The organism is Sphingomonas corticis (assembly GCF_012035195.1).
GTDB classification, from domain to species: domain Bacteria; phylum Pseudomonadota; class Alphaproteobacteria; order Sphingomonadales; family Sphingomonadaceae; genus Sphingomonas; species Sphingomonas corticis.
This window is the reverse complement of the sequence record NZ_JAAVJH010000006.1, coordinates 170335-196433: the sequence shown is the minus strand read 5'-3', so window position 1 is coordinate 196433 and position 26099 is coordinate 170335. Positions and strand designations below refer to the sequence as shown.

General features: G+C 68.3%; 24 protein-coding genes and 1 tRNA gene. 19 read left to right on the top strand and 6 right to left on the bottom strand.

Features of this window, described 5'->3' with window-relative positions:
- Positions 1-2 precede the first annotated feature (2 nt).
- The 10 genes from rfbD (at position 3) to HBH26_RS11725 (ending at position 8025) form a co-directional block, all read left to right on the top strand.
- The gene (gene rfbD / locus HBH26_RS11770; protein WP_168134805.1) at positions 3-887 is read left to right on the top strand and encodes a dTDP-4-dehydrorhamnose reductase; all 885 of its coding nucleotides are present in this window, start codon (positions 3-5) and stop codon (positions 885-887) included.
- Complete coding sequence (gene rfbA, locus HBH26_RS11765; RefSeq protein WP_168134804.1) at positions 884-1753, top strand: glucose-1-phosphate thymidylyltransferase RfbA; 870 nt, start codon at positions 884-886, stop codon at positions 1751-1753. Before rfbD ends, rfbA begins: the two co-directional genes overlap by 4 nt.
- A gap of 40 nt (positions 1754-1793) precedes the next feature.
- Positions 1794-2732: a D-2-hydroxyacid dehydrogenase gene (locus tag HBH26_RS11760; RefSeq protein ID WP_168134803.1), complete on the top strand. Its 939-nt coding sequence runs from the start codon at positions 1794-1796 to the stop codon at positions 2730-2732.
- Between the two features lie 119 nt (positions 2733-2851).
- Positions 2852-3013 (top strand): LPXTG cell wall anchor domain-containing protein, encoded by a 162-nt coding sequence (locus HBH26_RS11755; RefSeq protein WP_168134802.1) that lies wholly within the window; start codon positions 2852-2854, stop codon positions 3011-3013.
- 52 nt (positions 3014-3065) lie between these two features.
- A complete protein-coding gene (locus tag HBH26_RS11750) occupies positions 3066-3848 on the top strand; it encodes an SDR family oxidoreductase (RefSeq protein ID WP_168134801.1) in 783 nt (260 codons plus the stop codon).
- Positions 3849-3919: 71 nt separating this feature from the next.
- A complete protein-coding gene (locus HBH26_RS11745; protein ID WP_168134800.1) occupies positions 3920-5305 on the top strand; it encodes a class II 3-deoxy-7-phosphoheptulonate synthase in 1386 nt (461 codons plus the stop codon).
- Between the two features lie 292 nt (positions 5306-5597).
- Positions 5598-5673, top strand: a tRNA-Glu gene (locus tag HBH26_RS11740).
- A gap of 30 nt (positions 5674-5703) precedes the next feature.
- Positions 5704-5820, top strand: coding sequence for a helix-turn-helix transcriptional regulator (locus HBH26_RS21350; RefSeq protein WP_476712835.1), 117 nt, complete (start codon positions 5704-5706; stop codon positions 5818-5820).
- Positions 5821-6106: 286 nt separating this feature from the next.
- Entirely contained in the window at positions 6107-6427 is a 321-nt protein-coding gene (locus HBH26_RS11730; protein ID WP_168134799.1) for a hypothetical protein, read from the top strand.
- The gene (locus tag HBH26_RS11725) at positions 6424-8025 is read left to right on the top strand and encodes a methyl-accepting chemotaxis protein (RefSeq protein ID WP_168134798.1); all 1602 of its coding nucleotides are present in this window, start codon (positions 6424-6426) and stop codon (positions 8023-8025) included. The genes HBH26_RS11730 and HBH26_RS11725 overlap by 4 nt, the downstream gene beginning before the upstream one ends.
- 198 nt (positions 8026-8223) lie before the next feature.
- Here the strand turns inward: HBH26_RS11725 and HBH26_RS11720 are convergent, their stop codons facing one another.
- Positions 8224-10857 carry a TonB-dependent receptor plug domain-containing protein gene (locus HBH26_RS11720; RefSeq protein ID WP_209308509.1) on the bottom strand — a complete coding sequence of 878 codons (2634 nt, stop codon included), beginning with the start codon at positions 10855-10857 and terminating at the stop codon, positions 8224-8226.
- Between the two features lie 99 nt (positions 10858-10956).
- Between HBH26_RS11720 and HBH26_RS11715 the strand changes: the two genes are divergently transcribed.
- The 8 genes from HBH26_RS11715 to mgrA all read left to right on the top strand — a co-directional run bounded on the left by HBH26_RS11715 (position 10957) and on the right by mgrA (position 18874).
- Positions 10957-11694, top strand: a complete 738-nt coding sequence (locus HBH26_RS11715) for an ABC transporter ATP-binding protein (RefSeq protein WP_168134797.1) — start codon at positions 10957-10959, stop codon at positions 11692-11694.
- The gene (locus HBH26_RS11710) at positions 11691-13130 is read left to right on the top strand and encodes an ABC transporter permease (protein WP_168134796.1); all 1440 of its coding nucleotides are present in this window, start codon (positions 11691-11693) and stop codon (positions 13128-13130) included. Before HBH26_RS11715 ends, HBH26_RS11710 begins: the two co-directional genes overlap by 4 nt.
- Positions 13127-14386, top strand: coding sequence for a DUF3526 domain-containing protein (locus HBH26_RS11705; RefSeq protein ID WP_168134795.1), 1260 nt, complete (start codon positions 13127-13129; stop codon positions 14384-14386). The genes HBH26_RS11710 and HBH26_RS11705 overlap by 4 nt, the downstream gene beginning before the upstream one ends.
- Positions 14346-15074, top strand: coding sequence for a class I SAM-dependent methyltransferase (locus HBH26_RS11700; RefSeq protein WP_239024736.1), 729 nt, complete (start codon positions 14346-14348; stop codon positions 15072-15074). The genes HBH26_RS11705 and HBH26_RS11700 overlap by 41 nt, the downstream gene beginning before the upstream one ends.
- Before the next feature lie 36 nt (positions 15075-15110).
- The gene (locus HBH26_RS21045; RefSeq protein WP_275402962.1) at positions 15111-15236 is read left to right on the top strand and encodes a hypothetical protein; all 126 of its coding nucleotides are present in this window, start codon (positions 15111-15113) and stop codon (positions 15234-15236) included.
- A gap of 407 nt (positions 15237-15643) precedes the next feature.
- Positions 15644-16588, top strand: coding sequence for a glycoside hydrolase family 43 protein (locus HBH26_RS11695; protein ID WP_338057339.1), 945 nt, complete (start codon positions 15644-15646; stop codon positions 16586-16588).
- Entirely contained in the window at positions 16585-17511 is a 927-nt protein-coding gene (locus HBH26_RS11690; RefSeq protein WP_168134793.1) for an alpha/beta hydrolase, read from the top strand. Before HBH26_RS11695 ends, HBH26_RS11690 begins: the two co-directional genes overlap by 4 nt.
- Before the next feature lie 283 nt (positions 17512-17794).
- Positions 17795-18874, top strand: a complete 1080-nt coding sequence (gene mgrA / locus HBH26_RS11685) for an L-glyceraldehyde 3-phosphate reductase (protein ID WP_168134792.1) — start codon at positions 17795-17797, stop codon at positions 18872-18874.
- A 9-nt stretch (positions 18875-18883) separates the two neighbouring features.
- Here mgrA and HBH26_RS11680 read toward each other — a convergent pair whose 3' ends face one another.
- The 3 genes from HBH26_RS11680 to HBH26_RS21185 form a co-directional block, all read right to left on the bottom strand.
- Positions 18884-20422 carry an alpha-N-arabinofuranosidase gene (locus HBH26_RS11680; RefSeq protein WP_168134791.1) on the bottom strand — a complete coding sequence of 513 codons (1539 nt, stop codon included), beginning with the start codon at positions 20420-20422 and terminating at the stop codon, positions 18884-18886.
- A gap of 150 nt (positions 20423-20572) precedes the next feature.
- Complete coding sequence (locus HBH26_RS11675) at positions 20573-21517, bottom strand: 3-keto-disaccharide hydrolase (RefSeq protein ID WP_168134790.1); 945 nt, start codon at positions 21515-21517, stop codon at positions 20573-20575.
- 294 nt (positions 21518-21811) lie between these two features.
- Positions 21812-23713: an HWE histidine kinase domain-containing protein gene (locus HBH26_RS21185; protein ID WP_168134789.1), complete on the bottom strand. Its 1902-nt coding sequence runs from the start codon at positions 23711-23713 to the stop codon at positions 21812-21814.
- 441 nt (positions 23714-24154) lie between these two features.
- Here HBH26_RS21185 and HBH26_RS11665 point away from each other — a divergent pair, with 441 nt between their 5' ends.
- On the top strand, positions 24155-24736 hold the full coding sequence (locus HBH26_RS11665) for a YkgJ family cysteine cluster protein (protein ID WP_209308508.1): 582 nt from the start codon (positions 24155-24157) through the stop codon (positions 24734-24736).
- On the opposite strand, the gene HBH26_RS11660 is transcribed toward HBH26_RS11665, so the two are convergent.
- Positions 24694-25662, bottom strand: coding sequence for an alpha/beta hydrolase (locus HBH26_RS11660; protein ID WP_338057338.1), 969 nt, complete (start codon positions 25660-25662; stop codon positions 24694-24696). The genes HBH26_RS11665 and HBH26_RS11660 overlap by 43 nt on opposite strands.
- 98 nt (positions 25663-25760) lie before the next feature.
- Positions 25761-25904: a hypothetical protein gene (locus HBH26_RS11655; protein WP_168134787.1), complete on the bottom strand. Its 144-nt coding sequence runs from the start codon at positions 25902-25904 to the stop codon at positions 25761-25763.
- Between the last annotated feature and the right edge of the window lie 195 nt (positions 25905-26099).

Below are 26099 nucleotides of genomic sequence, written 5' to 3'. Positions count from 1 at the left end.
ACATGAACACCATCCTCGTCACCGGCGCGAACGGGCAGCTGGGCACCGAATTGCGGCGCCATCGCTGGCCAGGCGGCTGGGGCGTGCACGCCGTGGACCAGGACACGCTCGACCTGACCGACACCGCCGCCATCGCCGCGCTGGTCGCCTCGCGGCGCTGGGCCGCGGTCATCAACGGCGCGGCCTATACGGCGGTGGACAAGGCGGAGAGCGACGCCGTCACCGCCTGGGCGGTCAACGCACTCGCTCCCGCCGCCTTCGCGCAGGCGTGCCGCGAGGCGGACGTGCCGCTGGTGCAGGTCTCCACCGACTACGTCTTCGACGGCACGAAGCCGGGCGGCTGGGAGGTGCACGACGCGGTCGGGCCGCTGAACGTGTACGGCGCGTCGAAGCTGGGCGGCGAGCTGGCGGTGCGCACCGGCGCACCGCGCCACGCGATCGTGCGCACGAGCTGGGTCGTGTCGGCGCATGGGCACAACTTCATCAAGACGATGCTGCGGCTTGGCGCCGAGCGCGAGCGGCTGACGGTGGTGGACGACCAGCACGGCGCGCCGACCGGCGCGGCCGATCTCGCCGCCGCGCTCGCCACCATCGCGATGCGCATGGCCGCGGACGCGAGCCTCGCCGGCACCTGGCACTTCACCAATGCGGGCGAGACGACCTGGGCGGGCTTCGCGCGTGCGATCTTCGCGGCAGGCCAGCGCCACGGCGGTCCATCGCCGGAGGTCGCCGGTATCACGACCGCCGACTATCCGGTGCCCGCGACGCGCCCGGCGCATTCGCGGCTGAGCCACGCCACGCTCACGCGCGACTTCGGCATCGTGCCGCGCGACTGGCGCGCGGCGCTGGACGACATCATCGACGAATTGCTGGGGAAGCAGGCATGAAGGGCATCATTCTCGCGGGCGGCTCCGGCACCCGGCTCCACCCGGCGACGCTGGCGATCAACAAGCAGCTGCTGCCCGTCTACGACAAGCCGATGATCTATTATCCGCTGAGCGTCCTGATGCTCGCGGGCATCCGCGACGTGCTCATCATCTCGTCGCCGGAGTTCCTCGACAACTATCGCCGCATGTTCGAGGACGGCTCGGCCTGGGGGCTCAGGATCTCCTATGCCGAGCAGCCGAGGCCCGAGGGGCTGGCGCAGGCCTTCACCATCGGCGCGGACTTCATCGGCAGCGACCGGGTCGCGCTGGTGCTGGGCGACAACATCTTCTTCGGCGCGCACCTCACCGACCTGCTCGCCAGCGCGACCGCGCGCGCGGAAGGCGCGACGGTGTTCAGCTACCGCGTCGAGGACCCCGAGCGCTACGGCGTGGTGGAGCTGGGCGACGATGGCCGCGCCATCAGCCTGGAGGAGAAGCCCGCGCAGCCCAAGTCCAACTGCGCGGTCACCGGCCTCTATTTCTACGACAATGCCGTCGTGGAAATGGCGCGCACCCTCGCCCCTTCCGCCCGCGGCGAGTATGAGATCACCGACCTCAACCGCCTCTACATGGACGCGGGCAAGCTCCACGTCGAGCAGATGGGGCGCGGCTATGCCTGGCTCGACACCGGCACGCACGATTCGCTGCTGGAAGCGAGCGAGTTCGTCCGCACGATCCAGCACCGCCAGGGCATCCAGGTCGCCTGCCTGGAGGAGATCGCGTTCGAGCAGGGCTTCATCACCGCCGACCAGGCGCGCGAGCGCGGCGAGGCGCTGAAGAAGACCGCCTATGGTCGCGCGATCCTGAACGCGGTGGACGGCAGATAGCCGGGTGACGACGGGCCAGCGAGGCTGTTAGGCTGCTGCGATGAAAGCCGTCCTCCCTGCCCTCGCTCGCCCGCTGCTGGAACCGCACCTGCCCGCCGGCCTCGACGTCGCGTGGTTCGCCACGCCCGAGGAGGCGAAGGCGGGCATCGCCGACGCGGAGATCGCCTGGGTCGACATGCAGCCCACCCGGCTGGTCGCGGAAACGATCCGCGCCGCCGGGCCGCAACTGAAATGGGTGTCGACCATCTACGCCGGGCTGGACGCCTTTCCGCTCGACGACCTGCGCGCACGCGGGGCGACGCTGACCAACGGCGTCGGCGTCAACGCGATCGCCGTGGCGGAATATGCGGTGATGGGCGTGCTCGTCGGCGCCAAGCGCTTCGACGAGGTGCTGCGCGCGCACGACCGGCGCGAATGGCCGAAGGACGCGCCGGGCAAGCTGGAACTGTTCGAGACGCGCGCGCTGGTGATCGGCTACGGCGCGATCGGCCGGCTGATCGGCGATCGGCTGGCGGCGTTCGGCGTGGAGGTCACCGGCGTCACCCGCTCCGGCCGCGACGGCACGCTGACGCCGGACCAGTGGCGCGACCGGCTGGGCGAGTTCGACTGGATCGTCCTCGCCGCGCCGTCGACTGGCGACACCAAGGCGCTGATCGGCGCCGCGGAACTGGCGGCGATGAAGCCGGGCGCGTGGCTGGTCAACATCGCGCGCGGCGACATGATCGACGACGCGGCGGTGATCGCCGCATTGGAGAGCGGGCGGCTCGGCGGCGCCTTCCTTGATCCCACCGATCCCGAGCCCCTTCCCGCCGACCACCCGCTGTGGCGCGCGCCACGCTGCATCGTGACGATGCATCTGTCGGGACGCTCGCAGACGAAGATGTTCCAGCGTGCCGGCGCGCTCTTCCTGCGCAACCTGGCCGCCTATCGTGAGGACCGGCCCATGGAGAATGTCGCCGACCTTGCCGCAGGATACTGAAGAAGCGGGCAAAAGGTGAGACGAACCAGTGACAGCGTGGACGCTTTGGCATAAGCTCTGCGTCCTCGCCGCGCTGGCGGTGCCGGAACGACGAACCGGAGGACGATTTGGAAACGCGATTGCTGATCGCCTATACGATCATCGCCGCGATGCTGCTGGTGGGATCGGTCGCGCTGATCGGATGGAAGCGGCGTCGCGACGCGCGGCGGCTACGGCTGCGCGGCATCAAGACGGGCGAGCGGGCTGCCGAACGCACCGCAAGCGAGCGGCGCATCGCCTGACGCGCCTTCAGGCGCTATGTCGCTTTCCCTCGGTGACGAAGGAGCGACACGCATGGATCTCGGACTGAACGGCAAGCGCGCGATCGTCTGCGCCTCGAGCCATGGGCTCGGCCGCGCCTGCGCGATGGCGCTGGCGCAGGCGGGCGCCTCCGTCGTTCTGAACGGCCGCGATGGCGCCGCGCTGGACGCCACGGCGGCGGCGATCGGCGCGGCCACCGGCGTCCGCGTCGCGACGGTCGCGGGCGACGTGGCAGAGGATGCGACGCAGGTCGCGCTGGTCGCGGCGGCGGACGGCGTGCCCGACATCCTCGTCAACAACAACGGCGGCCCGCCCCTGCGCGATTTCCGCGCGCTGGACGCCGCGGCGATCCACGCCGGGCTGGATGCCAACATGGTCACGCCGATCCGCCTGACCCAGCGCGTGGTCGACGGCATGATGGAGCGCGGGTTCGGCCGCATCGTCTGCGTCACCTCCGCCTCGGTGAAGGCGCCGACCGGCGGGCTGGACCTGTCCAGCGGCGCGCGCGTCGGCCTCACCGGATTTCTCGCCGGGGTGGCGCGGCAAGTGGCGGGATCGAACGTGACGATCAACTTCCTCCTTCCCGGCCTCTTCGCGACGCGCCGCCTGGACGGCGTCCACGCCTATGCCGCCAGGGCTCAGGGCGTGAGCGAGGAGGAGGCCGCCGCGCGCGCCCGGGCGCGCATCCCCGCCGGCCGCTTCGGCGATCCCGACGAGTTCGGTCGCGCCTGCGCCTTTCTCTGCTCCGCCCATGCCGGTTTCATCACGGGACAGAGCCTGCTGATCGACGGCGGCGCCTACCCCGGCGTGCTATAAAGCGGAAGTTTGTTGATGCCGCGGTCCGATTCGGACACAGCGGCGCGCTGGACTGACGAAGGATTGTTGCCATGGCCGCCACCCGGCCCTCGCCGAACTGGTCTCCCGACAGCTGGACCGCCGCCGACGCGCGCCAGATGCCGGACTATCCCGACGCCGCCGCGCTGGCGGATGTGACGCAGCGGCTCGGCAACTTCCCTCCCCTCGTCTTCGCGGGCGAGGCGCGCAACCTGACGACGGACCTCGCCCGCGTGGCGGAAGGCAAGGCGTTCCTGCTGCAGGGTGGCGATTGTGCGGAGAGCTTCGCCGAATTCCATCCGAACAACATCCGCGACACCTTCCGCGTGATCCTGCAGATGGCGGTCGTCATGACCTTCGCCAGCAAGCTGCCGGTGGTGAAGGTGGGCCGCATGGCGGGGCAGTTCGCCAAGCCGCGCTCCGCGCCGACGGAGACGATCGACGGCGTGGAGCTGCCCAGCTACCGCGGTGACAACGTCAACGACATCGCCTTCACCGCGTCGAGCCGAGTGCCCGATCCCGAGCGGCTGGTTCGCGCCTACGCCCAGTCGGCGGCGACGCTGAACCTGTTGCGCGCCTTCGCGCAGGGCGGCTACGCGAACCTGCACCAGGTCCACCGCTGGACCCACGACTTCATGGGCCGTAGCCCGTGGTCGAAGAAGTACGCCGAGACGGCCGACCGCATCGGCGAGGCGCTCGACTTCATGGAGGCGTGCGGCATCAGTCCGGACACGGTGCCGCAATTGTCGCAGACCACCTTCTACACCAGCCACGAGGCGCTGCTGCTGCCGTTCGAACAGGCGATGACGCGGCAGGATTCGCTGACCGGCGACTGGTACGACACGTCCGCGCATATGCTGTGGATCGGCGATCGCACCCGCTTCGAAGGGTCCGCGCATGTCGAGTTCCTGCGCGGCATCGGCAATCCGATCGGCGTGAAGTGCGGCCCGTCGCTGGATCCCGACGCGCTGCTGCGGATGCTCGACACGCTGAACCCGGCGCGCGTGCCGGGCCGGATGACGCTCATCACCCGCTACGGCTACGACAAGATCGAGGCGCATCTGCCCCGGCTGGTGCGCGCCGTCACGCGTGAGGGGCACCCGGTGATCTGGTCGTGCGACCCGATGCACGGCAACACCGTAAAGGCGGCGACCGGATACAAGACGCGGCCCTTCGATCGCATTCTGGCCGAGGTGCGCGGCTTCTTCGCCGTGCACCGGGCCGAGGGGACGCACGCGGGCGGCATCCATGCCGAGATGACCGGGCAGAACGTGACGGAGTGCACCGGCGGCGCGATCGACGTGACCGAACAGAGCCTCGCCGATCGCTACCACACCCACTGCGACCCGCGGCTGAACGCCGGCCAGAGCCTGGAACTGGCCTTCCTGCTGGCGGAGATGCTGAACACGGAAATGGCGGAGCGGCGCAAGGCGGCCTAGGTCGCGCGGCAGCGGCGGGCGGGGGCTGGCGGCGATGCCCGGTGGCGGGGTGCCGATTTCCGCCTGCCGGGTCGGTCATCGGCCACCGCCGATACCGCCGATGACGGCTGTCGTTGTCCGCGAGATGGTGCCAGCGAGATAGCCGCCGCCCGCGCGACCACGCCCAAGCTGCACGGTCCCACGGGTGTCGAGGCGTCGATGCGGCGACAATCCGCGCATCCGTGTTCCCGCAACGCCGACACGGCTTGACGCCGCCCCCCGCGCCTTCTAATCGCCCCCCTCCACCGCGAACGGCCCCTTCGTCTAGCGGTCTAGGACGTCGCCCTCTCACGGCGAAAACACGGGTTCGAGTCCCGTAGGGGTCACCAGCGATTACAAGCACTTGGCTTGTAGCCAACATGTTCGACCTAAATCACGTCTCCGCGTTCTTCGCACGCTTCACCAGCATCGTCGGCATACCGCCGATCGAGTATCTGCTCACCTGGCGGATGGCACCGGCGAAGCGCCGAATGTGAACGCGCGGTCTCGCGATCGGTCAGGTCGCAGCCGAGGTCGGCTACGGACCGGCCAGCACCTTCACTCGGCACGCCGGCATGTCACCCATGCGCGATGCGCGGGCGGCGGAGCCCACCCATGACGCGGCCGTCACACGGTGTTACGCGGCGAACTGGACCAATCTCGGCCATTCACGGCCGCTCTTCGCCTGCCGGATTGATGCCGGTCGTTCGCCTCAAGCCGACGTCCTGGCGCTTCCTGCGCGCGGAAACTAGCCCTTAACCACCTTCGGCCGATGGCATTTGCATGCCGTTACGTCGCCCCGGACCCGCGATCCTCGCCCAAGCCGCGGCCGCCGTGGCGGCCATGCTCGCGTTGCCCATGTGGCCACCCGCGTCGGGGAAGCTGCTGCTGGTTCCGATAACGGGCGGCGACGCGAACGACATGGCGCGGATCGCTCTCGACGGAGGCGCGGCGCTGATCGGTGCCGGCCCCCTGCCTGGATCACTGGTCGTGGCCGGCGATCGTGCGGAACTCGTCGCGCATACTCCCAATATCGCAGCCCTCGTGACGGCTGCGCCCGCGACCGCTTGCGGATCGTCGCTGGGAGCGGAGCCGTTCGAATGATTGTCGATGCGCTTCTGCGACCGCGACGGTCCCCTGTGTCGGCCGACCCGACGATGCCGCTCGACCGGCTTCGCCGGAACGGGGTCATCGCCTGGGCGGTGTTCGGTTGGGCTTCGCTCGCCCTGCTCCTGATCACCGATGCGCTACTCGGCGCGGGAGCAGCCCTGGGCATCCTGCTGACCGGCACGGTCGTCAACGCCGCCCCGACCTTGATGGCGATGCGCGGACGCTTCGACGCAGAGGCACGAACGCTCGCGGGATCGATCGCAGCGGTGATCCCGGCGTTGCTCGTCTTCCTGCTTCGCGGGCATCCGTGGCAGATGGATGGCCACATGTACTTCTTCGTCGGCATGGCCGGACTGGTGTTCCTGGCGGACTGGCGCCCGATCGCACTGGCGACGATCATCACGGCGGTCCATCATATCTCGCTGGAGTGGATCGCGCCGGCCTGGGTTTTTGCCGGCGCTGGAGATCTGGGCCGGATCGCCTTCCACGTCGTCGCGGTCGCCTGTCAGTTCCTGGCACTGGCGATCGTCACGATCCTCCTGGAGCGATTGCTGATGCAGCAGCAAGATGCGCTGTCACGGTCACGCGAGGCGGCGGAAGCGGCGGAAGCCGGACGGAAGGAACTCGAACAGGCTATGCAGCTCGCCCGGTCCGCCGAGGCGCGGGCGTCGCAGGAGCGACGGGACCGGGACGAAGAGACGACGCGGCTCGCACGCGAGCGCCGCGGTGAGCTGATGACGCTGGCGAACGCGTTCGAGGAGTCGGTCACCACCTTCGTACGGGACATCGAAGATGCCAGCGGAAAACTGGAGGCAGCCGCGGTCCAGCTGGATGCGGTCGCGGGCGATGCCAATCGCGACGCCACCGAGGCGTCCATCAGCACCACTGCTGCCGCCACGGGCATGGGGCAGGTCGCTTCGTCCATTGGCACGTTCTCGTCGACGATTGCTTCCATCGCCGATGCCGCCGACAGCCAATCTAGGCTGACGCAGGACGCGAGCAGCGAGGCGAAGTTGAGCGTGCAGACCGTTACGATGCTTGAAGAACACGCCGTCGAGATCGAGGGCTTCCTGGCCGACATCCGCACGATAGCCACGCGCACCAACCTACTGGCGTTGAACGCGACGATCGAAGCAGCTCGCGCCGGCGAGGCGGGACGCGGCTTCGCCGTGGTCGCGAACGAAGTTAAGTCCCTGTCTGCGGAATCGGCGCGGGCGAGTGACCGGATCGGCGCGCTGGTGAGCAACATCCGAGAAGGCGTCGTCAATACCGGCGACAAACTTCGCAGCGTCAGCGCCGCCATTGGCGAGGTCTCCGCGGCTGCATCAGAGATCGCTCGGACAGTTGGGAACCAACGGAACGCGGCGGTCGAAGTCGATCGAGGTGCCAGCAGCGCCGCCGAAATGGCAGATGATATACGTAATCGCATCGACAACGTCGCCAAAGCGGTGACGACAACATCGTCCCTCTCAGGCGTGGTGAAATCCGGGGCGCAAGCGCTGACTGTGAGCAGCCGCAATCTTCGTTCGTCCACCGACCTATTCGTTACCTTCCTCAGATCAGAAGGGCCACCAGGCATCCCCAGCAGCTGACATTCAGCATGTTTCGACTGGACGTCAAGACGACCCACATCGATCATTGGGAATAATGAGAAGGCTTCTCCAGACCGGACGTTCCTTCAGGTCGGTTTCCGACGGGCAGCCAAGCTCACCTTGGCCCTTGAGGCTTCGTCCACAGACTAGGCAGCCTGTTACAGCGGCTTCTTCGAACCGTCTTTGACGCCGTGCAATCTAAAGGCTCATCGCGGCGCGGAGGAACACGGTCCGTCCGTTGAAGCCGAAAGGCGAGATCGCATTGTAGGGCTGCGTTCCGGCATTGTCTGCGCCGTTTGCGCCGGCCGCGACGCTGGCCACGGTGGAGGCGACGTTCTCGTCAGGATAGATGTCAAACAGGTTCTGCGCACCCGCGCTGAAACGAAGCGCAGGCGTCGCCTGCCACGACAATTCGACGTCCGTCAGCACCTTGGCGCCGAACTGCTGGACGATGTCGACATTGGCCGGGTTGGCCGCCGCGACCCGCCGCGTGTCGTAGCCCGGCGTCAGCACGTCGGCGCGCGCCACGGTTACATTCGTCAGCGCCACCGTCGACACCTCGCCGTAGCGCGTGTTCGTCACCGACAGCGTCACCCGCCCGCGCGTGTAGTTGAGGTCCAGCGTCGCCTTGGTCCGCGGCAGGCTGTCGGAGAATCGCAGCTGCTGCGTCAGGTCGAACAGCGGCGTGCTGATGCCCAGCGCGGCGAGCGGCGCTGGCGTGCCCGCGATGCGATCGAACGCGGTCTTCGTGTAATTCCCGGCCAGCGTGCCGGTGAACAGGCTGCCGTCGTCAAACCGGTGACGCGCGTTGACGACGAGGTCGACGCCCTTGGTGTCGGTGTCGACCGCATTGGTGATGTAGGAGATCGCGCTGAAATTGCCTGCCCCGCGGCTGGCGAGAAAGGCGGTCAACCGCGCGTCCTGGAACGTGGACGAGATGGCGATGCGGTCGCGCAGCCTGATCCGATAGGCATCGAGCGTCGCGGTCACGCCGCCGCCTTCGACCACCAGCCCGGCGGAGTAATTGTCCGACCGTTCCGGCCGAAGGTCGGTGGCGCCCACCAGTCGGGCGGCCGCACTGTCTACCGCCGCGACACGGACGATCGCCTGCGTACCGTTGAGGATCAGCGTGTTGGAGGCGTTGTAGCCCTGCTGCGCCAGGGCCGGCGCGCGGAAGGCGGTGTTGTAGGAACCACGAAGCGCAAGACCGCCGAACAGGCCCAGGCGCCCGGCGACCTTGTAGTTGGTCGTCGTGCCGAAGTCCGAATAGTTCTCGTGCCGCACGGCGCCCTGGAGCAGCAGGCGGTCGAGGAAGGTCCGCTCCACCTCGGCGTAGACGGCCCAGCTACGGCGGGAGACGCTCGCCCGGTCGTCCGGTCCGGCGCTCGGTCCTGGCTGGGCGCCGATCGGCCCGACACTGCCCGCCGCCGGCCCGTCGACGATGCGGACGCCGCCGTCGCGGAACCCGTCGATGTCGCCGGAGAACAAGCGATAGGTCTCCTCGCGATATTCGGCACCGAGGGCGACGTTGAGGGGTGCGCCGTCACCGATCGGGATAGCGCGGGTGAGGTCGAGGTTGCTGGTCCACTGATAGAAATCGGAGCCCAGCCGGTAGAAGCGCCGCGGCGAGGCCGCGCCCAGCGTCACGTTGACGCTGTTGTCGTAATAGAGGTCCTGCGTGCTGACGCCGTAGACACTCGACACGTCCCAGCCGAACCCTGCGAGGTCGGTCCCGCGAAGGCCCGTCGCGATCGAGAAGTTCTCCAGCCGCGAGTCGAGCACCGGCCGATAGCCGTCGGGATAGAAGGCGCGCAGCGTCTCGTTCTGCCCGGCCCGGCGGAAAAAATACTCGATATCGCCGTCGAGCCGGCTGTAGCCGCCGAAGGCGTATACCTCGACATCCTCTGAGGCGGGAGCGACAAAGTTGGCGAACACCTGTTTGTTGACGCTCGGCTGGTCACCGAAGCGGAAGACGTTGCGATCGATCGTCGCCTCGCGCGGATCGAGCGTGCCGTTCGCGGGCGTCAGCCCCGTGCCCGAACCGTAATTGCCCGAGATCGCGACCGGGCGCCCGGCGGCGTTGGTGCCGAAATACTGCTGCCGCGTATCGGGCCGCGAGCGATTGGTGCCCTCGCCTTTCTGGAGCGAAACCGTGACGCGGAACGCCCCGTCCGCGCCGACCCGCACGCCCGACGAGACGCTGGCTTCTCCATAGGCGCCGTCCCCTGCCGTGGTGATGCCGCCGGTCACCTGCGCGCGCGTGCCGATCGAGCGGTCGAGCAGGAGGTTGATGACGCCCGATATCGCGTCTGACCCATATTGCGCCGAGGCGCCGTCGCGCAGCACCTCCGCCCGTTCGAGCGCGAAGGAGGGGATGGCGTTGAAGTCAACCGACACGTCGCCGCGGCCGATGCCGTTCGAGGCATTGAGGTCGGAGGAGGTGTGGCGCCGCTTGCCGTTCACCAGCACCAGCACCTCGCCCGGCCCGAGCCCGCGTAGCGACGGCGGCTGGAGATAATCGCCGACGCCCGACCCCAGCGGACGCGGCGTGTTGAAGCTGGGCACCTCGACCTTCAGCTGCTGGATCAGGTCGACCCGGCCGCTCTGCTGCAACTGGTCGCGCGTGATCGCGTCGACCGGCGTCGGAGAGTCGGTCGCGGTACGCCCGCCGAAGCGGTTTCCGGTGACGATGATCTCACCCTGCTCGGTCTCGATCGGCTCGGCTGTGTTCGTCTCGGCCGGCGCCGCCTGCGCGCCAGCCGGCGATCCGGCGAGCGCCGCGAGCATCGTGAGCATCGCGGTCGCGGCGAGCCGCTGATCCGTCCGTATCAAATTAACCCCCTGTCGATGCGGCAATCCGACCGCGAACTGTCACGATTGGCTATCCATGTGATGTTGCATCGTCACATGGTTGTTGGCAAGGGGAGCCGCATGACTGGACAGCACGCACCTATACACCTTCGTGACGTGACGCTCGCCTATGGCGATCACCGCGTCCTCGACGGTCTCTCGCTCTCGATCGCGGCCGGCAGCGTCACCGCGCTGCTCGGCGGCAACGGCGCGGGCAAGTCGACGACACTGTCGGTGCTGCTCGGCTTTGCCAGGGCAGAAGGCGGCGAGGTCGCGGTGTGCGGCATCGATCCGGCCGCGGATCCGGACGGCGTTCGCCGCAGGATCGCGTACCTGCCGGAGAATGTCGCGCTCTACGAGCATCTGACTGCGGTGGAGAATGCCGACTATCTCCTCGCCTTGTCCGGACAGCCTCAGGATCGCGCCGCGATTACCGAAGCCCTCACCGCGGCGGGGCTTCAGGAGCGCGCGTGGGACCAGCGGCTCGGCGGCTTTTCCAAGGGGATGCGGCAGAAGGTGGCGATCGCGGTGGCGCTGTTGCGCGAAGTGCCGGTCCTGCTTCTGGACGAGCCGACCTCGGGCCTCGACCCGCGCGCCACCGCCGACTTCAACGCACTGCTCGCGCAGGTGCGGACCCGCGGCACCGCGGTGCTGATGGTCACCCACGATCTGCTGTCGGCCGCGGACGTCGCCGACCGGATCGGCTTCCTCGATGGCGGCCGCCTGACCGACGAGGTCGTGGCGAACGGTCCCGACCGCTTCGACCTGCGTGCGCTCCACGCGCGCTTCCAGGTCGGCGACGACAGGCGCGCGGCATGAGCGCGGCGACGCTGATCGCGCGCGACGAGCTGCGGCTGCTTCGTCGCAACCGCGTCGCGGTGATCGCGACGACGCTGCTGGTGCTGCTCACCCTGGTGGCGGTGGCGACCAGCTGGGCGCATCAGCGCGGCATCGCCGACCTGCGCATGCGCTACCAGCAGGGTGCCGATCGCGCGTTCGAGGCGCAGCCCGATCGCCACCCGCACCGCGTGGTGCATTACGGCACCTTCATCTTCCGGCCTCTCGGCCCGCTCGCCGCCTTCGATCCCGGCGTCGACGCCTTCACCGGCAATTCGATGTTCCTCGAGGGCCACCGGCAGAACAGCGCCAACTTCGGCGACGTGCGGCAAAGCTCGCTGCTCGTTCGCTTCGGCCAGCTCACGCCCGCCTTCGTGCTGCAGATCGTCGCGCCGCTGCTGCTCATCTTCCTCGGCTACGGCGCATTGGCGCGAGAGCGCGAGCGCGGCACGCTGCGACTGTTGATGCTTCAGGGTGTCTCGCGGCGCTCGCTGGTCGGTGGCAAGCTCCTCGCGCTCGGGGCGGTGGCGCTGGTCGCCGCGCTACCCGCTTTGATCGCCTTCGTGGCAATGGCGGGACAACCCGGCGCGCTGGCGCTGCCGATGCTCGTCACCGCCATCGGCTATCTCACCTATCTCGCCTTGTGGACCGCCGTCATCCTGCTCGTCTCCGCCACGGTGCGCCGCAGCCGCGACGCGCTGCTCGCCCTGGTGGCGCTCTGGGCGGTCACCGCGGTGCTGCTCCCCCGCGTCGTGCCAGACATGGCAAGCGCCGCAGTGCCCCTGCGGAATCGCCTCCAGACGGACGTCGCCATCGCGCGCGACCTTCGGCGGATCGGTGACAGCCACAATCCCGCCGATCCGCACTTCGCCGCGTTCAAGCAGTCCGTGCTCGATCGCTACGGCGTCACGCGGGTCGAGGACCTGCCGGTCAACTACAAGGGCGTGGTCGGCATGGAAGGCGAGCGGCTGACCTCCTCGCTGTTCGCGCGCTACACCGGCGAGAGCTACGCCGCGCAGGACCGGCAGATCGCGCTGGTCGACGCGGCCGGCGTCCTCAGCCCCACCATCGCCTTGCGCGCATTGTCGATGGCCGCCGCGGGGACCGACTTCGCCGGCCACCGCCGCTTCCTCGATCAGGCGGAAGCGTACCGCTACGCCCTGGTACAGCGATTGAACCGGATGCAGGCGGAGGACGTAAGCTACGCGGACGACACCGCCGAGGACGTGGGGGCCGATCGACGCAAGCGCGTGTCGGCGACCAACTGGTCCGCCATGCCGGACTTCTCCTTCGATCGCGCGAGCGGCACCGATCTCGCGCGCGGCGCCCTGCCGGGTCTCGCCATGGTCGTCGGCTGGCTGGGCGGCGTGCTGGTCCTGCTGGCGCTTGCCACCCGCCGCCTGGGAGAGCGCCGGTGAACCTGCTGCGCCATGAACTTCGCCTCCTAGCGCGGCAGCGGCTGACGGTCTTCGCGCTGGCGCTGCTGACCTGCCTCACCGTCGCCGCGCTCGCCGCCGGCATGGCGGAGGTCGCACGCCAGCGTGCCGCCATCGCGGCCATTCCGGCCGCCCAGGCCGAAGACATCGGCGCGGTCGCCGCCTGGATCGACGCGAAGAAGGACGCGGGCAGCGCAGCCTATTACAGCTTCCATCCGACATGGGACGCCCCCGCTCCGCTCGCCTTCGCGGCGCTGGGGATGCGCGACGTGTCGCCTTACATCCTGCGTATCCGCGCGCTGGGGCTTGAGGCGCAGATCTGGGACGGCGACACCTTCAATCCGGAACTTGCACTGCCGGGCCGCTTCGACTTCGCCTTCGTGCTGGTGTTCCTGGCGCCGCTGTTCGTCATCGCGCTGTTCCACGACCTGCGCTCGGGCGAGCGCGAGGCTGGACGCGGGCGGATGCTCGATGCGCTGCCGGGGGCGCTCGCGCTATGGCGCCGGCGCACCGGGCTCAGGCTCGCACTGCTCTTCGCCGCGTTGGCGTTGCCATTTACGGTGGCGGCGGTCGTCGAGGGCGTTGCATGGGGCACGATCCTGGCCGTGCTGCTCGTCGTCATGGCCTACCTGCTTTTCTGGATCGCGGTCGCCGCGCTGATCGGGAGGTTGCGATGGAGTTCGGTGGCCAATGCCGCAAGCCTCGCGGCGACGTGGCTGGTGCTGGTGTTGATCGTGCCCACCCTTGCCAATGTGGCCGTCAACGCCGCGCTGCCCGTGAACCAGGGCGCCGAGATCGCGATGGCGCAGCGCGAGGCGGTGAACCGCGCCTGGGACATCCCGCGCGAAGAGACGATGCGGCGCTTCTACGCGCGCCATCCGGAATGGGCGGACTCGGCGCCGCTTGGCCCTGCCTTCCACTACAAATGGTATCTCGCCTTCCACCAGAACGGCGACGAGAGCGTCGCCGGTCGCGTCCGCACCTACCGGGCGGGGCTGGAGCAGCGCGACGCCGCCGGCCGGGCGCTTGGCTGGGTGCTGCCCTCTGTCGGCGTCCAGGCCCTCCTCACTCGTTTGGCGCGGACCGACTTCGCCGCGCAGCTGGCCTATCAGGATCGCATCCGCGCGTTCCACCGGCGGCTCCGCACCTTCTATTATGCCTATCTCTTCCGCGATCGCCCCTTCGCCAAGGCGGATTTTGCGCGAGCGCCCCGTTTTGGAGACGTTCCTAATGGCTGACGCCAATCAGGCCTTCCTCGACATGTTCGCCGACCCGGAACGCGTCGCCGCCTATGCCGAGGGGCCGCCGCGCTACATGCCGGGATATAAGGCTGTGCAGCGCATGGCAGGCGTGCTCCTAGCCGAGCAGGCGCCGGCCGACGCCCACGTGCTGGTGCTGGGAGCGGGCGGCGGGCTCGAGCTGAAAGCGCTGGCGCAGCTGCAGCCGGCATGGCGCTTCACCGGCGTCGATCCCGCCGGGCCGATGCTCGATCTCGCGCGGGCGGCTCTCGGTGCCGATGCCACGCGTACCGTCTTGGTCGAGGGCACGATCGACGCCGCCCCCGCCGGCCCGTTCGACGCCGCCACCTGCCTGCTGACCCTTCACTTTCTACCAAGGGAGGAGCGCGTCCGCACGCTGGCCGAGATCCGGCGCCGTCTTCGGCCGGGCGCCCCCTTGGTCGTGGCGCACGCAAGCTTTCCGCAGGACGAACCGGCGCGCGGCAAGTGGCTCGCCCGCTACGCCGCCTATGCGCTAGCATCCGGCGCCAATCCGGCGGAGGTCGAACAGGCGCACACCGCCGTCGGGAACAGCCTGACGCTGCTGACACCGGAAGACGACGAGGCGTGTCTGTTCGAAGCCGGCTTCGGCGAGACCGAAGCGTTCTATGCCGCTTTCACATGGCGCGGATGGATCGCGAGATGCTGAGCGGCTGAGCGAGAAACGCCACTGCGGGTGGTAGCGATGGTTGCCGTCGGCGCCACCCGCCTCGCGTCCAAGGCCTTCAACCGCGAGAACGGCACCCGGTCCTTCGACGAGGTTCTTCGCGACGCTTTTGAAGCAATGGCTGCGGAGTTCACCGCGGGCTAAGTTGCGCGGCCACCCAAGGCTGGCCAGACACAATCCGGCGGTTCGGCGGCGTCGGCGCATCTTCGCACGTCTGCCAGTCCTTCAACTATCATCCGCAGGTCGTCGGGTGACGTCCTCGTCCAGGCTGCGACGCTCTCGTGGGAGCGGCCGGGTGCGATCGCGGATGACGATCATCAGCCACGTTCCTATCGGATGGCTCAAAACGACGCGGGTCGACCAACGGCACCTTTCCCAGACGCCGTGAGAAACGCCGACGGCCATAAAGCTCGCTTCCCCTTGTTATCGTTAACACCTCGCTGTAGCTTCGACCTCGTCGAATGATACGCTGTCCACAAGGGAGCGAGAGGATGCGAGGAATTGCGCTAGCCTTAGGCCTGCTGGTCGCGGGGGCTGTGGCGGTTGCGCCCGTGGCGCTCGCCGATCAACCCAGCCGCAATCCCATTATCCGCGACAAGTTCACCGCCGATCCCGCGCCGCTGGTCGTCGGCGACGCCCTGTACCTCTACACCGGCCACGACGAAGCCGAGCGTGACCAGATGTTCAACATGCGCGATTGGCTGGTTTTCTCGACAAAGGACATGAAGCGCTGGGTCGATCACGGCCCAGTCATGAGGGTCGCGGACTTCCGTTGGGCCAAGCAGGACGCTTGGGCCTCGCAGGTGATCCGCAAGGACGGCCGGTTCTGGTTCTACGCCGCGGTCGAACACGACGGCACGCACCCCGGCAAGGCGATCGGCGTGGCGGTGGCGGATACGCCGACCGGCCCCTTCGTCGACGCCAAGGGTAGCGCACTCATCACCAATCAGATGACGCCCAAGGGCACGCACAGTTGGGAGGACATCGATCCGACCGTCTTTACAGACGATGACGGGATCACGTGGATCGCCTGGGGCAACCGCCAGTGCTACCTCGCGAAACTGAAGCCCAACATGATCGAGATCGACGGACCGATCACGGAGATCACGCCGCCGTTCTTCGAGGAAGGGCCGTGGCTGCACAAGCGCGACGGGCTCTACTATCTCACCTATGCTTCGCTCGACCGCCGCACCCAGCGTGACGAGCACGTGTCGTACGCAACGGCCCCGTCGATCCAGGGCCCCTGGACACCACGCGGGCTGCTGACTGGATCGGGCAGGTACAGCTTCACGATCCACCCCGGCATCGTCGAGTTCCGCGGCCGTTGGTATCTGTTCGCGCACAATGCGGACATCGCGATCGGCGACCAGAGCGGCGCGGTGGGGCGGCGCGCGGTGACGGTCTACCCCCTGGCGTACAACAGGGATGGGACGATACGGCCGATCGTGCAGGACGATCGGAAGGCATCAACGCAATCGGTGCGAGGGCAACGATGAACGGCAAAGGCACGCTCGCTGCAATCTTCTTTTCGCTGTCCTGCGCGCTGGCACCGCCCGCCACCGCACAGGACGACCGTATGCGTCCGATCGCCACTCCGGCGCAGCCGGGCGCGATCCCGCTCGAGACCGGTGTGTTGCCAGGCGCCTCGGCTGCGGAGACGTGGCACACGCAATATGGCAGCCGCTTCGCGCGCAACGTGACCCGCGCAACGCTCACCCCATTTCTGCCGGACGCGAAGAGGTCGACGGGCACCGCGGTCATCATCGCTCCCGGTGGCGGGTTCCGGTCGCTGTCGATGGACAATGAGGGGTTCGACGTCGCGAGGGCGCTCGCCTCCCGTGGAGTCGCTGCGTTCGTGCTGAAATATCGGCTGAACCAGACACCGGCTCAGCTGCCGGCGTTTGAACGATCGATGACGCAGATGTTCGCCGACACCGCCCGCGCCCCTCGCCCCACGCCGGAGCAGCAGACGCCCCGTCTCGCTCCGCAGGTTGCGGACGCCCGCGCCGCCTTCGCTCTCGTGCGCGCACGCGCCGGGGAATGGCGGGTGGACAAGGCGCGCATCGGCATGGCGGGCTTCTCCGCTGGAGCGATGTTGACGCTTGCCACGGTACTGTCCGGCAATGACGCGAAGCCCGCCTTCCTCGCCACCATCTACGGACCGCTCGGCCCGCTGACCGTTCCCGGCGACGCGCCTCCCCTGTTCGTCGCGCTGGCCGCCGACGATCCGCTGTTCTCCAACGACGGCTTCGGCCTGATCGAGCGCTGGCGCGCGGCGAAGCGACCGGTGGAGTTCCACCTGTATGAACAGGGCGGGCACGGGTTCGGCATGTATCAAAAGCCAACGACCAGCACCGGCTGGTTCGACGCCTTCGTGCGGTGGATGACGATGCACGGCTGGACGACAGCGCCTCGCTGACACGTTCCTTTGCGGCGACACGGCTGCCTTCTCCGGCGGTTCACGCCCTCTCTGCGTCGTCGACCCACCAGGCCCCCGCTTCGGTGAGTTCTGCGTTCTGCGCCGGCGAAACCGCCAACCCGGTTCATGTCGCGTCTGGGGATCACCCGGAGTGACGAGGCGAGCCGGGCGAGAGCGTAGGGGACGCACGGTTTGCGGGGAAGCGCGCGAGAGCGGCCGGGCCGAGCGTGTCACGTTGAAACGCGCACGCCGTCGTGCGTTACGTCGTCGAGAAGGAGCCGCCATGCCATTCGATCCCCCATATGCCGCAGCCCGTGACCGCTATGATGGCCGGATGCCGTACCGTCGCACCGGCCGCAGCGGGCTGAGGCTGCCGGCGATCAGCCTGGGGCTGTGGCAGAATTTCGGCGGATCGGATGTGTTCGAGACCGCGCGTGCGATCCTGCGGCGCGCATTCGATCGCGGGGTCACCCACTTCGATCTCGCCAACAATTACGGCCCGCCCTACGGCTCGGCGGAGGAGAATTTCGGGCGCGTTCTCTCCGCCGACCTTGGTCCGTACCGCGACGAGCTCGTCATCTCCACCAAGGCCGGCTGGGACATGTGGCCGGGGCCGTACGGCGACATCGGCTCCTCGCGCAAATATCTGATCGCCAGCTGCGACCAGAGCCTGAAGCGCATGGGGCTCGACTATGTCGACATCTTCTATTCGCACCGGGTCGATCCGACGACCCCGCTGGAGGAGACGATGGGCGCGCTGGTCCAGCTCCATCGGCAGGGCAAGGCGTTGTACGTCGGGATCTCGTCCTACGAACCGGGACTGACCCGCCGGGCAGCGCAGATCCTGGCCGAGGAAAAGGTGCCGCTGTTCATCCACCAGCCGAGCTATTCGATCCTCAACCGCTGGATCGAGCGCGAGCTGCTCGCCACGCTGGAAGACCTCGGCACCGGCTGCATCGCCTTCTCGCCGCTGGCGCAAGGGATGTTGACCGACAAATACCTGCACGGCGTTCCGCCGGGCGCGCGCGCCGGCCGCGGCGGATCGCTGTCGCAGTCGATGCTGAGCGAGCAGAACCTGGTGGCGATCCGTGCGCTGAACGACATCGCCGCAGCGCGCGGGCAGACGCTGGCGCAGATGGCGATCGCCTGGGTGCTGCGCGATCCGCGCGTCACCTCCGCGCTGATCGGCGCGCGCACGGTCGAACAACTCGATGATTCGCTCGACGCGGTAAAGGCGCTCGACTTCTCCGCCGACGATCTTGCCGCGATCGACAAGGCCGCCGAGGATGGCGGCATCAACCTTTGGGCGGAATCGTCCGACGTCACCGCCCTGCCCGCGGCGCAGGGCATGCCCGCCCGCTGATCGGCGTCGCTATTCGGCGGCCGACAGCACCGTCACCGACTTCGGCGGCAGGGTGATCGCGATCCGGCCTTGATGGACGCGGGCGGCGATCGGGCGCGGGACGACCGTGTCGGGCCGGTCGTAGCTGTTGATCGCATCGACGCGATCCGCGGTCAGCACGGTGCCCGTCGCCGCACGGACGCGGGCTGCGTCGATGCGCACGTCGATCGTGACGGGTCGGCCGGGATCGACGTTGGTCAGCGCGATCCACAGCTTGCCGTCGGTGCCGCGCGCGGCGATCGCGTCGACGCGCGGCAGAACGACGTCGCCGAAGCGATAGGTGCCGGCATCGAAGGTGATCGGCAGCCGCCTCGCATCCTGAAACGGCACGTACATCCTGAACAGATGATAGGTGGGCGTCAGCACCATCTTCGCCCCGTCCGTCAGGATCATCGCCTGAAGCACGTTCACCATCTGCGCGATCGCGGCCATGCGGACTCGATCGGCGTGGCGCGCGAACATGTTGAGGTTGATCGAGGCGATGATGGCGTCGCGGATAGAATTCTGCTGCTGAAGAAAGCCGTCGCGACTGCCCGGCAGCTTTTGCAGCCACACCCCCCATTCGTCGATGACCAGCGGCACCTTCTTGTCGGGATCGTATTTGTCCATCACCGCCGAATGGATGCGGATCATGTCCTCCATCTTCAGCGTATCCTTGACGAGCGTCGCATACTCGCGCTCGCCGAAGCCGATGCTGGCATAGCTGGGCGGCCAGGCGACCCAGGTATATTGATGCATCGACAGCCCTTCGATGCTCCACGCCCAATCGCGCGCCTTCCATGCGCGCATGACCGCGTCGGTATAGGCGGTGTCGAGCGTCCCTGGTCCGACCGCGATACGCCGCATCGGGTCAGATCCCGCGATCGATCCGCCGGCGGGGTTGTCGGTCCCGTTCTGCTCCACGTTCAGGTTGCGCGCGAAGCGGGCGTAGCGCTTCAGCTCGTCGACATAGTAATCAGGTGTGTACGCGCCGCCGCAGCTCCAGCTTTCGTTGCCGAGCCCCAGGAACTTGACGCGGTACGGCGCGGAATGCCCGTTGGCGGCCCGCTCCGCACCCGCGGTCGTGCCGGCGTCTGCGGTCATGTACGCCATCCAGTCGGCGGCTTCCTTGACGCTGCCGGAGCCCATGTTCACGGAAATATAGGCCTCGGACCCGATCTGTCCGATGAAGTCGAAGAATTCGTCGGTTCCGAAGTCGTTCTTCTCGAGCGCGTTGCCCCAGCTGCCGTTGACCGTGACCGCGCGTTTCGCGCGTGGGCCGACGCCATCGCGCCAATGATATTCGTCGGCGAAGCAGCCGCCGGGCCAGCGGACGCTCGGCACCCTTAGCGCCTTCAGCGCGGTGACGACGTCGCTGCGGATGCCGCGAACGTTCGGGATCGGCGAGCCCTCGCCCACCCACACGCCGCCATAGATGCCCGTGCCCAGGTTCTCGGCGAACTGTCCGAAGATGTTGCGGTCGATGCGTGGGCCGGTGCCGTCGGCCTTGACCGTGACGGCGACCGTCAACGCGGCCTGTTGCGCCGATGCGGCCGTGCAAGTGATCGCCGCCGCAATCGACGCCCCAAGAAGCGTTCTGATGCCGCGCGCACCTCCAGCAGAGGCGTAGATCGTTGACCTGCTCCTGCTTCGTCGGTCGATGCCTGAGCCTGCCACTACTCAGCCCCCCGACGCTACGATCCGTGGCAACGATCGGATCGGCTCCACGTAGATGTTGCGAAACCAGGTCTCCGCGCCCTCGGATTGCAGCTGGATCTGTCCGTGCGTGAGCGGACGGCGCACGCCGTCGGCGGCAATCGTGGCCATGTTGCGCACTTCCGCTACCGGGACGCCGTTCACGACATGCACCGCCCGGTCGCCGAGCACATAGAGGTCGAGCGTGTTCCACGCGCCCGTGGGACGTTCAGCATCGGTGGCAGCTTCGACGTTCCACGTCGGCGTACCGTTGATCATCTCCACGCTGCGTCCGCCCAGACGGTAGCGGAGATAGGGCGCGATCAGCGTTGGATCGAACGACACGTCGGCGTGTGCCCGCGTCTGCGTGCCGACCATCACGATCATCCCCGTGGAGCCCTTTATGATCTCGAACTCGACCGACGGTCGCCACGTCCCGAACACGTCGCCTGGCCTGCCATGCGTGTGGTAGAGGAGGCCGTTGTTGGGCGGCTGGGTCTCACGCGGCGCCCAAGTCTGCTTTCCCCATTTGTACTCAAGCCGCAGGTGATAGTTGGCCAGATCGGCTTGGTGCACCAGGCTGCCCCAAGTCTGTCCCTTCACCCAGATCGCGGGGCCGCCATCCACCTGCCGCACCGCAAAGTCGGCTGACATGTCGCGGCTGATGCCGATCGGTTTGTCCGCCGCAGTGGCGCGATAGGTGATCGCCGGGTCGGCATAGCCAAGCCAAGGCGTCCATCCAGTAAGGTTGTGGCCGTCGAACAGCGGCGTCGCCTTGCCTGTCGCGCGGGGTACGTCGACCAAGGTCAGGCGCTGCGGCGCGCGCGCCGGCTTTCCGGCAACCGCCCGTGCCTGCTCCATGGAGCCTTGCGCCAGCGTCGGCCCCGACGCGAGTGACAGCGCTAGCGGCAATGCGTGACGGAAGACCATGACATATCCCGCGTGATGAGGCAGCGGTCTTATTAGCCACTCGCAGCGCCGTACAGCCGATTTCACACCTCGACGTCCAAAGCCAACCTGGTGCCTGCAGCACGGCGCAGCCACCAGGGATGACCCAGATGCGGACCTTCGAGGAACCTGAACCGAATGCCGGAATCGGACACCCATTCAGGTTCGCAGTGGGCGCGAACTCGCCGTGGCGAAGTTCTTCTCGCTCGCGTCGTGGAGGTCGTGCTTCTGCGAGGCAAACGAGCAGAGAGCCGGAAGCGATCTCGGCTCCTCGCGTCAACCGAGCGGCGCCTTGATCGTGCAGATCAGTCCGTGTGGGAGAAAGCGCATCTGGACCGGACCACCAAGCTCCATCGAGAGCGCACGCTCAATCAGTCGCGAGCCGAAGCCTCGCGCCTCCGGCAGCGTGACGGGAGGGCCGCCATGCTCGGACCAGGTAATGCAAAGCCTCTTCGGATCTCCGGGTGCAACGGTCCATCGAAGCGTCACACGGCCTTCATCGTTGGAAAGGGAGCCGTATTTGACGGCGTTGGTGCACAGCTCGTGGAAGGCCAGCGCGAGCGAGACAGCCGTCGGAGGCGGCAGCAGAATATCCGGACCGTCGAGATCGATACGCGCGCGGTCGGCACCGCATCCCGGACCGGCGACCTCCGCAGCGAGGACACGAAGTGACGCCGAGGTCCAGTCCTGGCGCACCAGCAGGTTGTGGGCCGACGCGACCGCAGCCAGCCGCGCCTCGAATGCGCGTCGCGCGGCCGGGGTCGCCTGATCGCCCCTGAAGGATTGCTGCGCCAGGCTCTGGACGACCGCCAGCGTGTTCTTGACCCGATGATTGAGCTCGTCGAGCAACAATCGCTGGTGCGCCTCACCGCGCTTGCGATCGGTGATGTCCACAGCCGCCATTGCGAATCGCGGAGCTTCCGGCGGACTGCCGGCGATGGGGCTGATCGTCACCGCGAACCACCGGGTGCCCGTCGCCGTCTCGATCGATCGCTCCACGTTGGACGGCGGTCCGCCCGCCTCCATCGCCCGCAGCCGCTCGAGCAGCCCGGGGTCGGCGCTCGCCGGATCAACGTCGCTGATGTTCTTGCCGGCAAGGTCGTCGCCGCCGAAGAGCTCCTCGAGCGCGGCGTTGGCGGTCAGGTATCGCATGTCGCTGCCGCGACGTTCGATGATCGAAGCGAGCAGTCCCTCCGTATGGAAGAAGGCGCGCAGCGTCGCTTCGTTCTCGCGAACCGCTTCCGCGCTCCTGCGCTCGGCGACGAGCGTGTCCAGCTGCCGGGTTCCCCACAGCGCAAGCGCGGCCAAGAGGATAACGGTCACCGCAGTGGTGAACACCATGCGGAAGTCCCCCGGATACAGCCCGAGCCGGGAACCGCGCAGCGCCAGTGCGGCAACGCCGACCGGGATGAGGATGACTACCGGCAGCAGCCATCGTGCGGCGGACGCACCCACGCTCCGGCCAACAAGTAGGCTGACCCACCCGCCGCCAGGCCGCGCCGCGAGCACGCCGACCGATAGGCCACCGAGGGCCAGCGCCGTCGGGATCGAGACCTGGGTAAAGCCCAGCACGCCGCTGAGCGGCGCGATCGCATAGAGGTGACTAAGCAGCGCCACCGTCACGAGGAGGAGGACCGACGTCGCACAGGCCGAAAGGATCAGACCGGACGCTCGATCCGCCGAGCGGATGAGGAGCAGCGCCACCGCGATCAGCGCGAACGCCGCCGCGGTGGGCTCGGCCATGCGTCCCGGATGGACGTAGCTGCCGCCCTGCGCGGCGACGGAGGCGGCGAACAGCAAATGATCGGTGCCGAAGTCGGCTCCCGTCCAATGCTGTGCGAGAGTCTGCGCGGCCAGGGCGAGGACGAGCGCGGCCAGCGGGCGATCGGGGATGCAATGGCCCGTCCACCGCACCGACCCGGCGACCGCCAGACCTGCCAGCATAGCGCAGACCGCCGTCAGGGGCTGCATCGCACTGCCCGAGGCGTAGAGCCGCGTCAGGACGCCAACGCCGATCGACCATCCCAGAAGCGCGACGCTCCCGAGGACGAGGACGAACACCGCACTGGCCCCCACCACAACGTCCAGTCTCGTGGGCCGCTCCCCGCACCCCGGCAGACCGCGGACCTTCTCTTCACTCAGCGAAGCCGTTCCCATCCCGCTCGACTTCTTCGCCACCTCGGACCCTCAACCTTCGGGCGCATGACAGATCCCCGCCGCCCTCGCCAATCATTCAAGGAATTGAGATCGCGTTCTGTGTCAATAACTTGCAGCTTCAGAACGGGGATCGACGCTTCGGCTCCTTGACGAGCGCCCGACGGGGCCTCTCACACATTGTAGCCCCAACTCGCAGGGGATGGCATGTCATGAAGGTCGCACCGCTCGCTTCCGCGCTTCTCCTGGTCGCGACGGGCTCGACCTGTAATGGCCTGGCGGCGGAACAATAACGAGAGCCGTCCTCACCCATCGCCTGGCTGAAGCCGGTCGAACATGCTGCTGCCGTGGCCAAGATCGCGGCCGAATGAACGCCGGAAGCTCACCCGCAGACTGGATGAGAAACCGGGTGACTCGCAAACGCGCAGGATCGCGGTCGCCGCGTCGAAGTGATAGCGTGGCGCCATGCGGATCAAGGCCGGGACGGACGTGGAGCGCAGCCTGCTGGGGCCGCTGCTGGAAGGGCGGGGTTGCGGCGAGTGCACCATCTGCTGCACCACGCTGAAGGTGGACACGCCCGACTTCCGGAAGCCGGCGGGCACGCCGTGCGTCCACGTCGGTGCGGGGGGATGCGCGATCCACGCCGTCCGCCCGCACATCTGCCGCACCTGGTATTGCGGCTGGCGCCGCGTCGCCGCGCTGCCCGAGGCGGCGCGACCCGACCGTTCGGGCCTGCTCGTTTCCGTCAGCTTCGTTCGCGAACCGCGCAACTGCCTGGAGGGCGTGTCGATCAACGTGCGGCTGCTGGCCGGCAGCACGGCGATCGAGGACGGCACGGCCGCGGCGGTGCTGGATGCGCTGTGCGCACGCCTGATCCCGGTCTGGTTCAGCGACGGGTCGAGCAAGATGCTGATGCACCCGGCGAACGACGTGGCGCAGCACGTCATCGCCGGGACGGAGCCGCCGGCACGGCTCGCCGCGGAAGTGAACGCCTGGCGCGCGCGCTACGCCATGTTCGTGCCCGCGGAAGGCCGCGGATCGGCATAGCTGCCGAACGCGCGGGCGAGCGCGTCCTTGCTGTCGCGGCGCGCGTTGGCGGCGATCGGCGACGCCGGCCAGGCATTGAAGGCGTGGAATCCGCCGGGATAGACGTGAAGCTCCACCGGCACGCCCGCGCGCATCAGCCGGCGCGCATAGTCGATGTCCTCTTCGAGGAAGAGGTCCAGCCAGCCCGTTGCGATATAGGCCGGCGGCAGCCCGGCGAGGTCGCCGGCGCGGGCCGGCGCGGCATAGGGCGACACGCCCGCGCCGCCCGGCTCCCCGCCGAGCAGCGCGGACCAGCCGAAGCGGTTGCTCTGCGCCGTCCAGACGAACTCGCCGGTGAAGGGGTGCGGATCGGGCGTCACGCAGGTGCGGTCGTCGAGCATCGGATAGATCAGGTGCTGGAACGCCAGCCGGTGCTCGCCCCTGTCGCGCGCCAGCAGCGCCAGCGCGGCGGCGAGCCCGCCCCCGGCGCTCTCGCCCATCACGCCGACCCGGGCCGGATCGATGCCTTCCGGCCCGGCCTGCCGCATCAGCCACGCCAGCGCGGCGTAGCAATCCTCCACGGCGCCGGGGAAGCGCGTCTCCGGCGCCACGCGATAGTCGACGGACAGGATGCAGCAGCGCAGGTCGGCCGCCAACGGCAGGTGAGCGCCTTCGAGGTCCGCCGACCGGCCCGCCACGAAGCCGCCGCCGTGGATGTGGAGGATGCACGGCAGCGGCCCCGCCGCATCGAGCGGGCGGTAGAGCCGTGCGGACACGTCCGGCGCACCGGCGGGGCCGGGCAGCGTCCGCTCGGCCACGCCGGTCCGCGCGCGATCCGCCGGCTCGACCGGCACCCATGGCGGACGGTTGCGGATCGCGGGCAGCAACGCCTCGGTCAGGTCGATCGTGGGGAAGAGGTCCAGCATCGGCGCGAGCGCCGGTTCCACCAGTGATCGGCTCCGGTTCGACGCCACGTCTTCCCCTCCGGTGCCCATTGCCCACCTTCGAGCATGGCGGCCGGCCTGACCGTTGTCACGGATCGAACTTACCCGGGAAGTGCGCGCGCATCTTCGAAGCGGATTGCCTTCTCGTATTCGATAAGGTCTTGCCCGCCTTCCGCCGCCGTGGCGATCGCGTTGCCCTGACACGCCTGCGCGGCGCACCACGCTCCGCCCGTCTTCGCGGCCATTCGAGGGCACGTCGAGGAGGACGTCACGCCGCCGGTGCGGTGTGACGAGGACTATCGTCTCATTCGCATCCACCAGCGCAATTATGGAACCTCGACATCGGCATCGTCCATGGCCGTCGCCGCGATCCGCGGCGCTGGGGATTGGTGAGGGCGATGCGTTCGGCGAGGCGTTGCGCCAGCGTCCGCGGGATGCGG

Bases quoted from the DNA above. Each gene is read 5' to 3' on its own strand.
- rfbD (WP_168134805.1), top strand. From the start codon at position 3: ATGAACACCATCCTCGTCACCGGCGCGAACGGGCAGCTGGGCACCGAA.
- rfbA (WP_168134804.1), top strand. From the start codon at position 884: ATGAAGGGCATCATTCTCGCGGGCGGCTCCGGCACCCGGCTCCACCCG.
- HBH26_RS11760 (WP_168134803.1), top strand. From the start codon at position 1,794: ATGAAAGCCGTCCTCCCTGCCCTCGCTCGCCCGCTGCTGGAACCGCAC.
- HBH26_RS11750 (WP_168134801.1), top strand. From the start codon at position 3,066: ATGGATCTCGGACTGAACGGCAAGCGCGCGATCGTCTGCGCCTCGAGC.
- HBH26_RS11745 (WP_168134800.1), top strand. From the start codon at position 3,920: ATGGCCGCCACCCGGCCCTCGCCGAACTGGTCTCCCGACAGCTGGACC.
- HBH26_RS21350 (WP_476712835.1), top strand. From the start codon at position 5,704: ATGTTCGACCTAAATCACGTCTCCGCGTTCTTCGCACGCTTCACCAGC.
- HBH26_RS11730 (WP_168134799.1), top strand. From the start codon at position 6,107: ATGCCGTTACGTCGCCCCGGACCCGCGATCCTCGCCCAAGCCGCGGCC.
- HBH26_RS11725 (WP_168134798.1), top strand. From the start codon at position 6,424: ATGATTGTCGATGCGCTTCTGCGACCGCGACGGTCCCCTGTGTCGGCC.
- HBH26_RS11715 (WP_168134797.1), top strand. From the start codon at position 10,957: ATGACTGGACAGCACGCACCTATACACCTTCGTGACGTGACGCTCGCC.
- HBH26_RS11710 (WP_168134796.1), top strand. From the start codon at position 11,691: ATGAGCGCGGCGACGCTGATCGCGCGCGACGAGCTGCGGCTGCTTCGT.
- HBH26_RS21045 (WP_275402962.1), top strand. From the start codon at position 15,111: ATGGTTGCCGTCGGCGCCACCCGCCTCGCGTCCAAGGCCTTCAACCGC.
- HBH26_RS11690 (WP_168134793.1), top strand. From the start codon at position 16,585: ATGAACGGCAAAGGCACGCTCGCTGCAATCTTCTTTTCGCTGTCCTGC.
- mgrA (WP_168134792.1), top strand. From the start codon at position 17,795: ATGCCATTCGATCCCCCATATGCCGCAGCCCGTGACCGCTATGATGGC.
- HBH26_RS11675 (WP_168134790.1), bottom strand. From the start codon at position 21,517: ATGGTCTTCCGTCACGCATTGCCGCTAGCGCTGTCACTCGCGTCGGGG.
- HBH26_RS11665 (WP_209308508.1), top strand. From the start codon at position 24,155: ATGCGGATCAAGGCCGGGACGGACGTGGAGCGCAGCCTGCTGGGGCCG.
- HBH26_RS11655 (WP_168134787.1), bottom strand. From the start codon at position 25,904: ATGGCCGCGAAGACGGGCGGAGCGTGGTGCGCCGCGCAGGCGTGTCAG.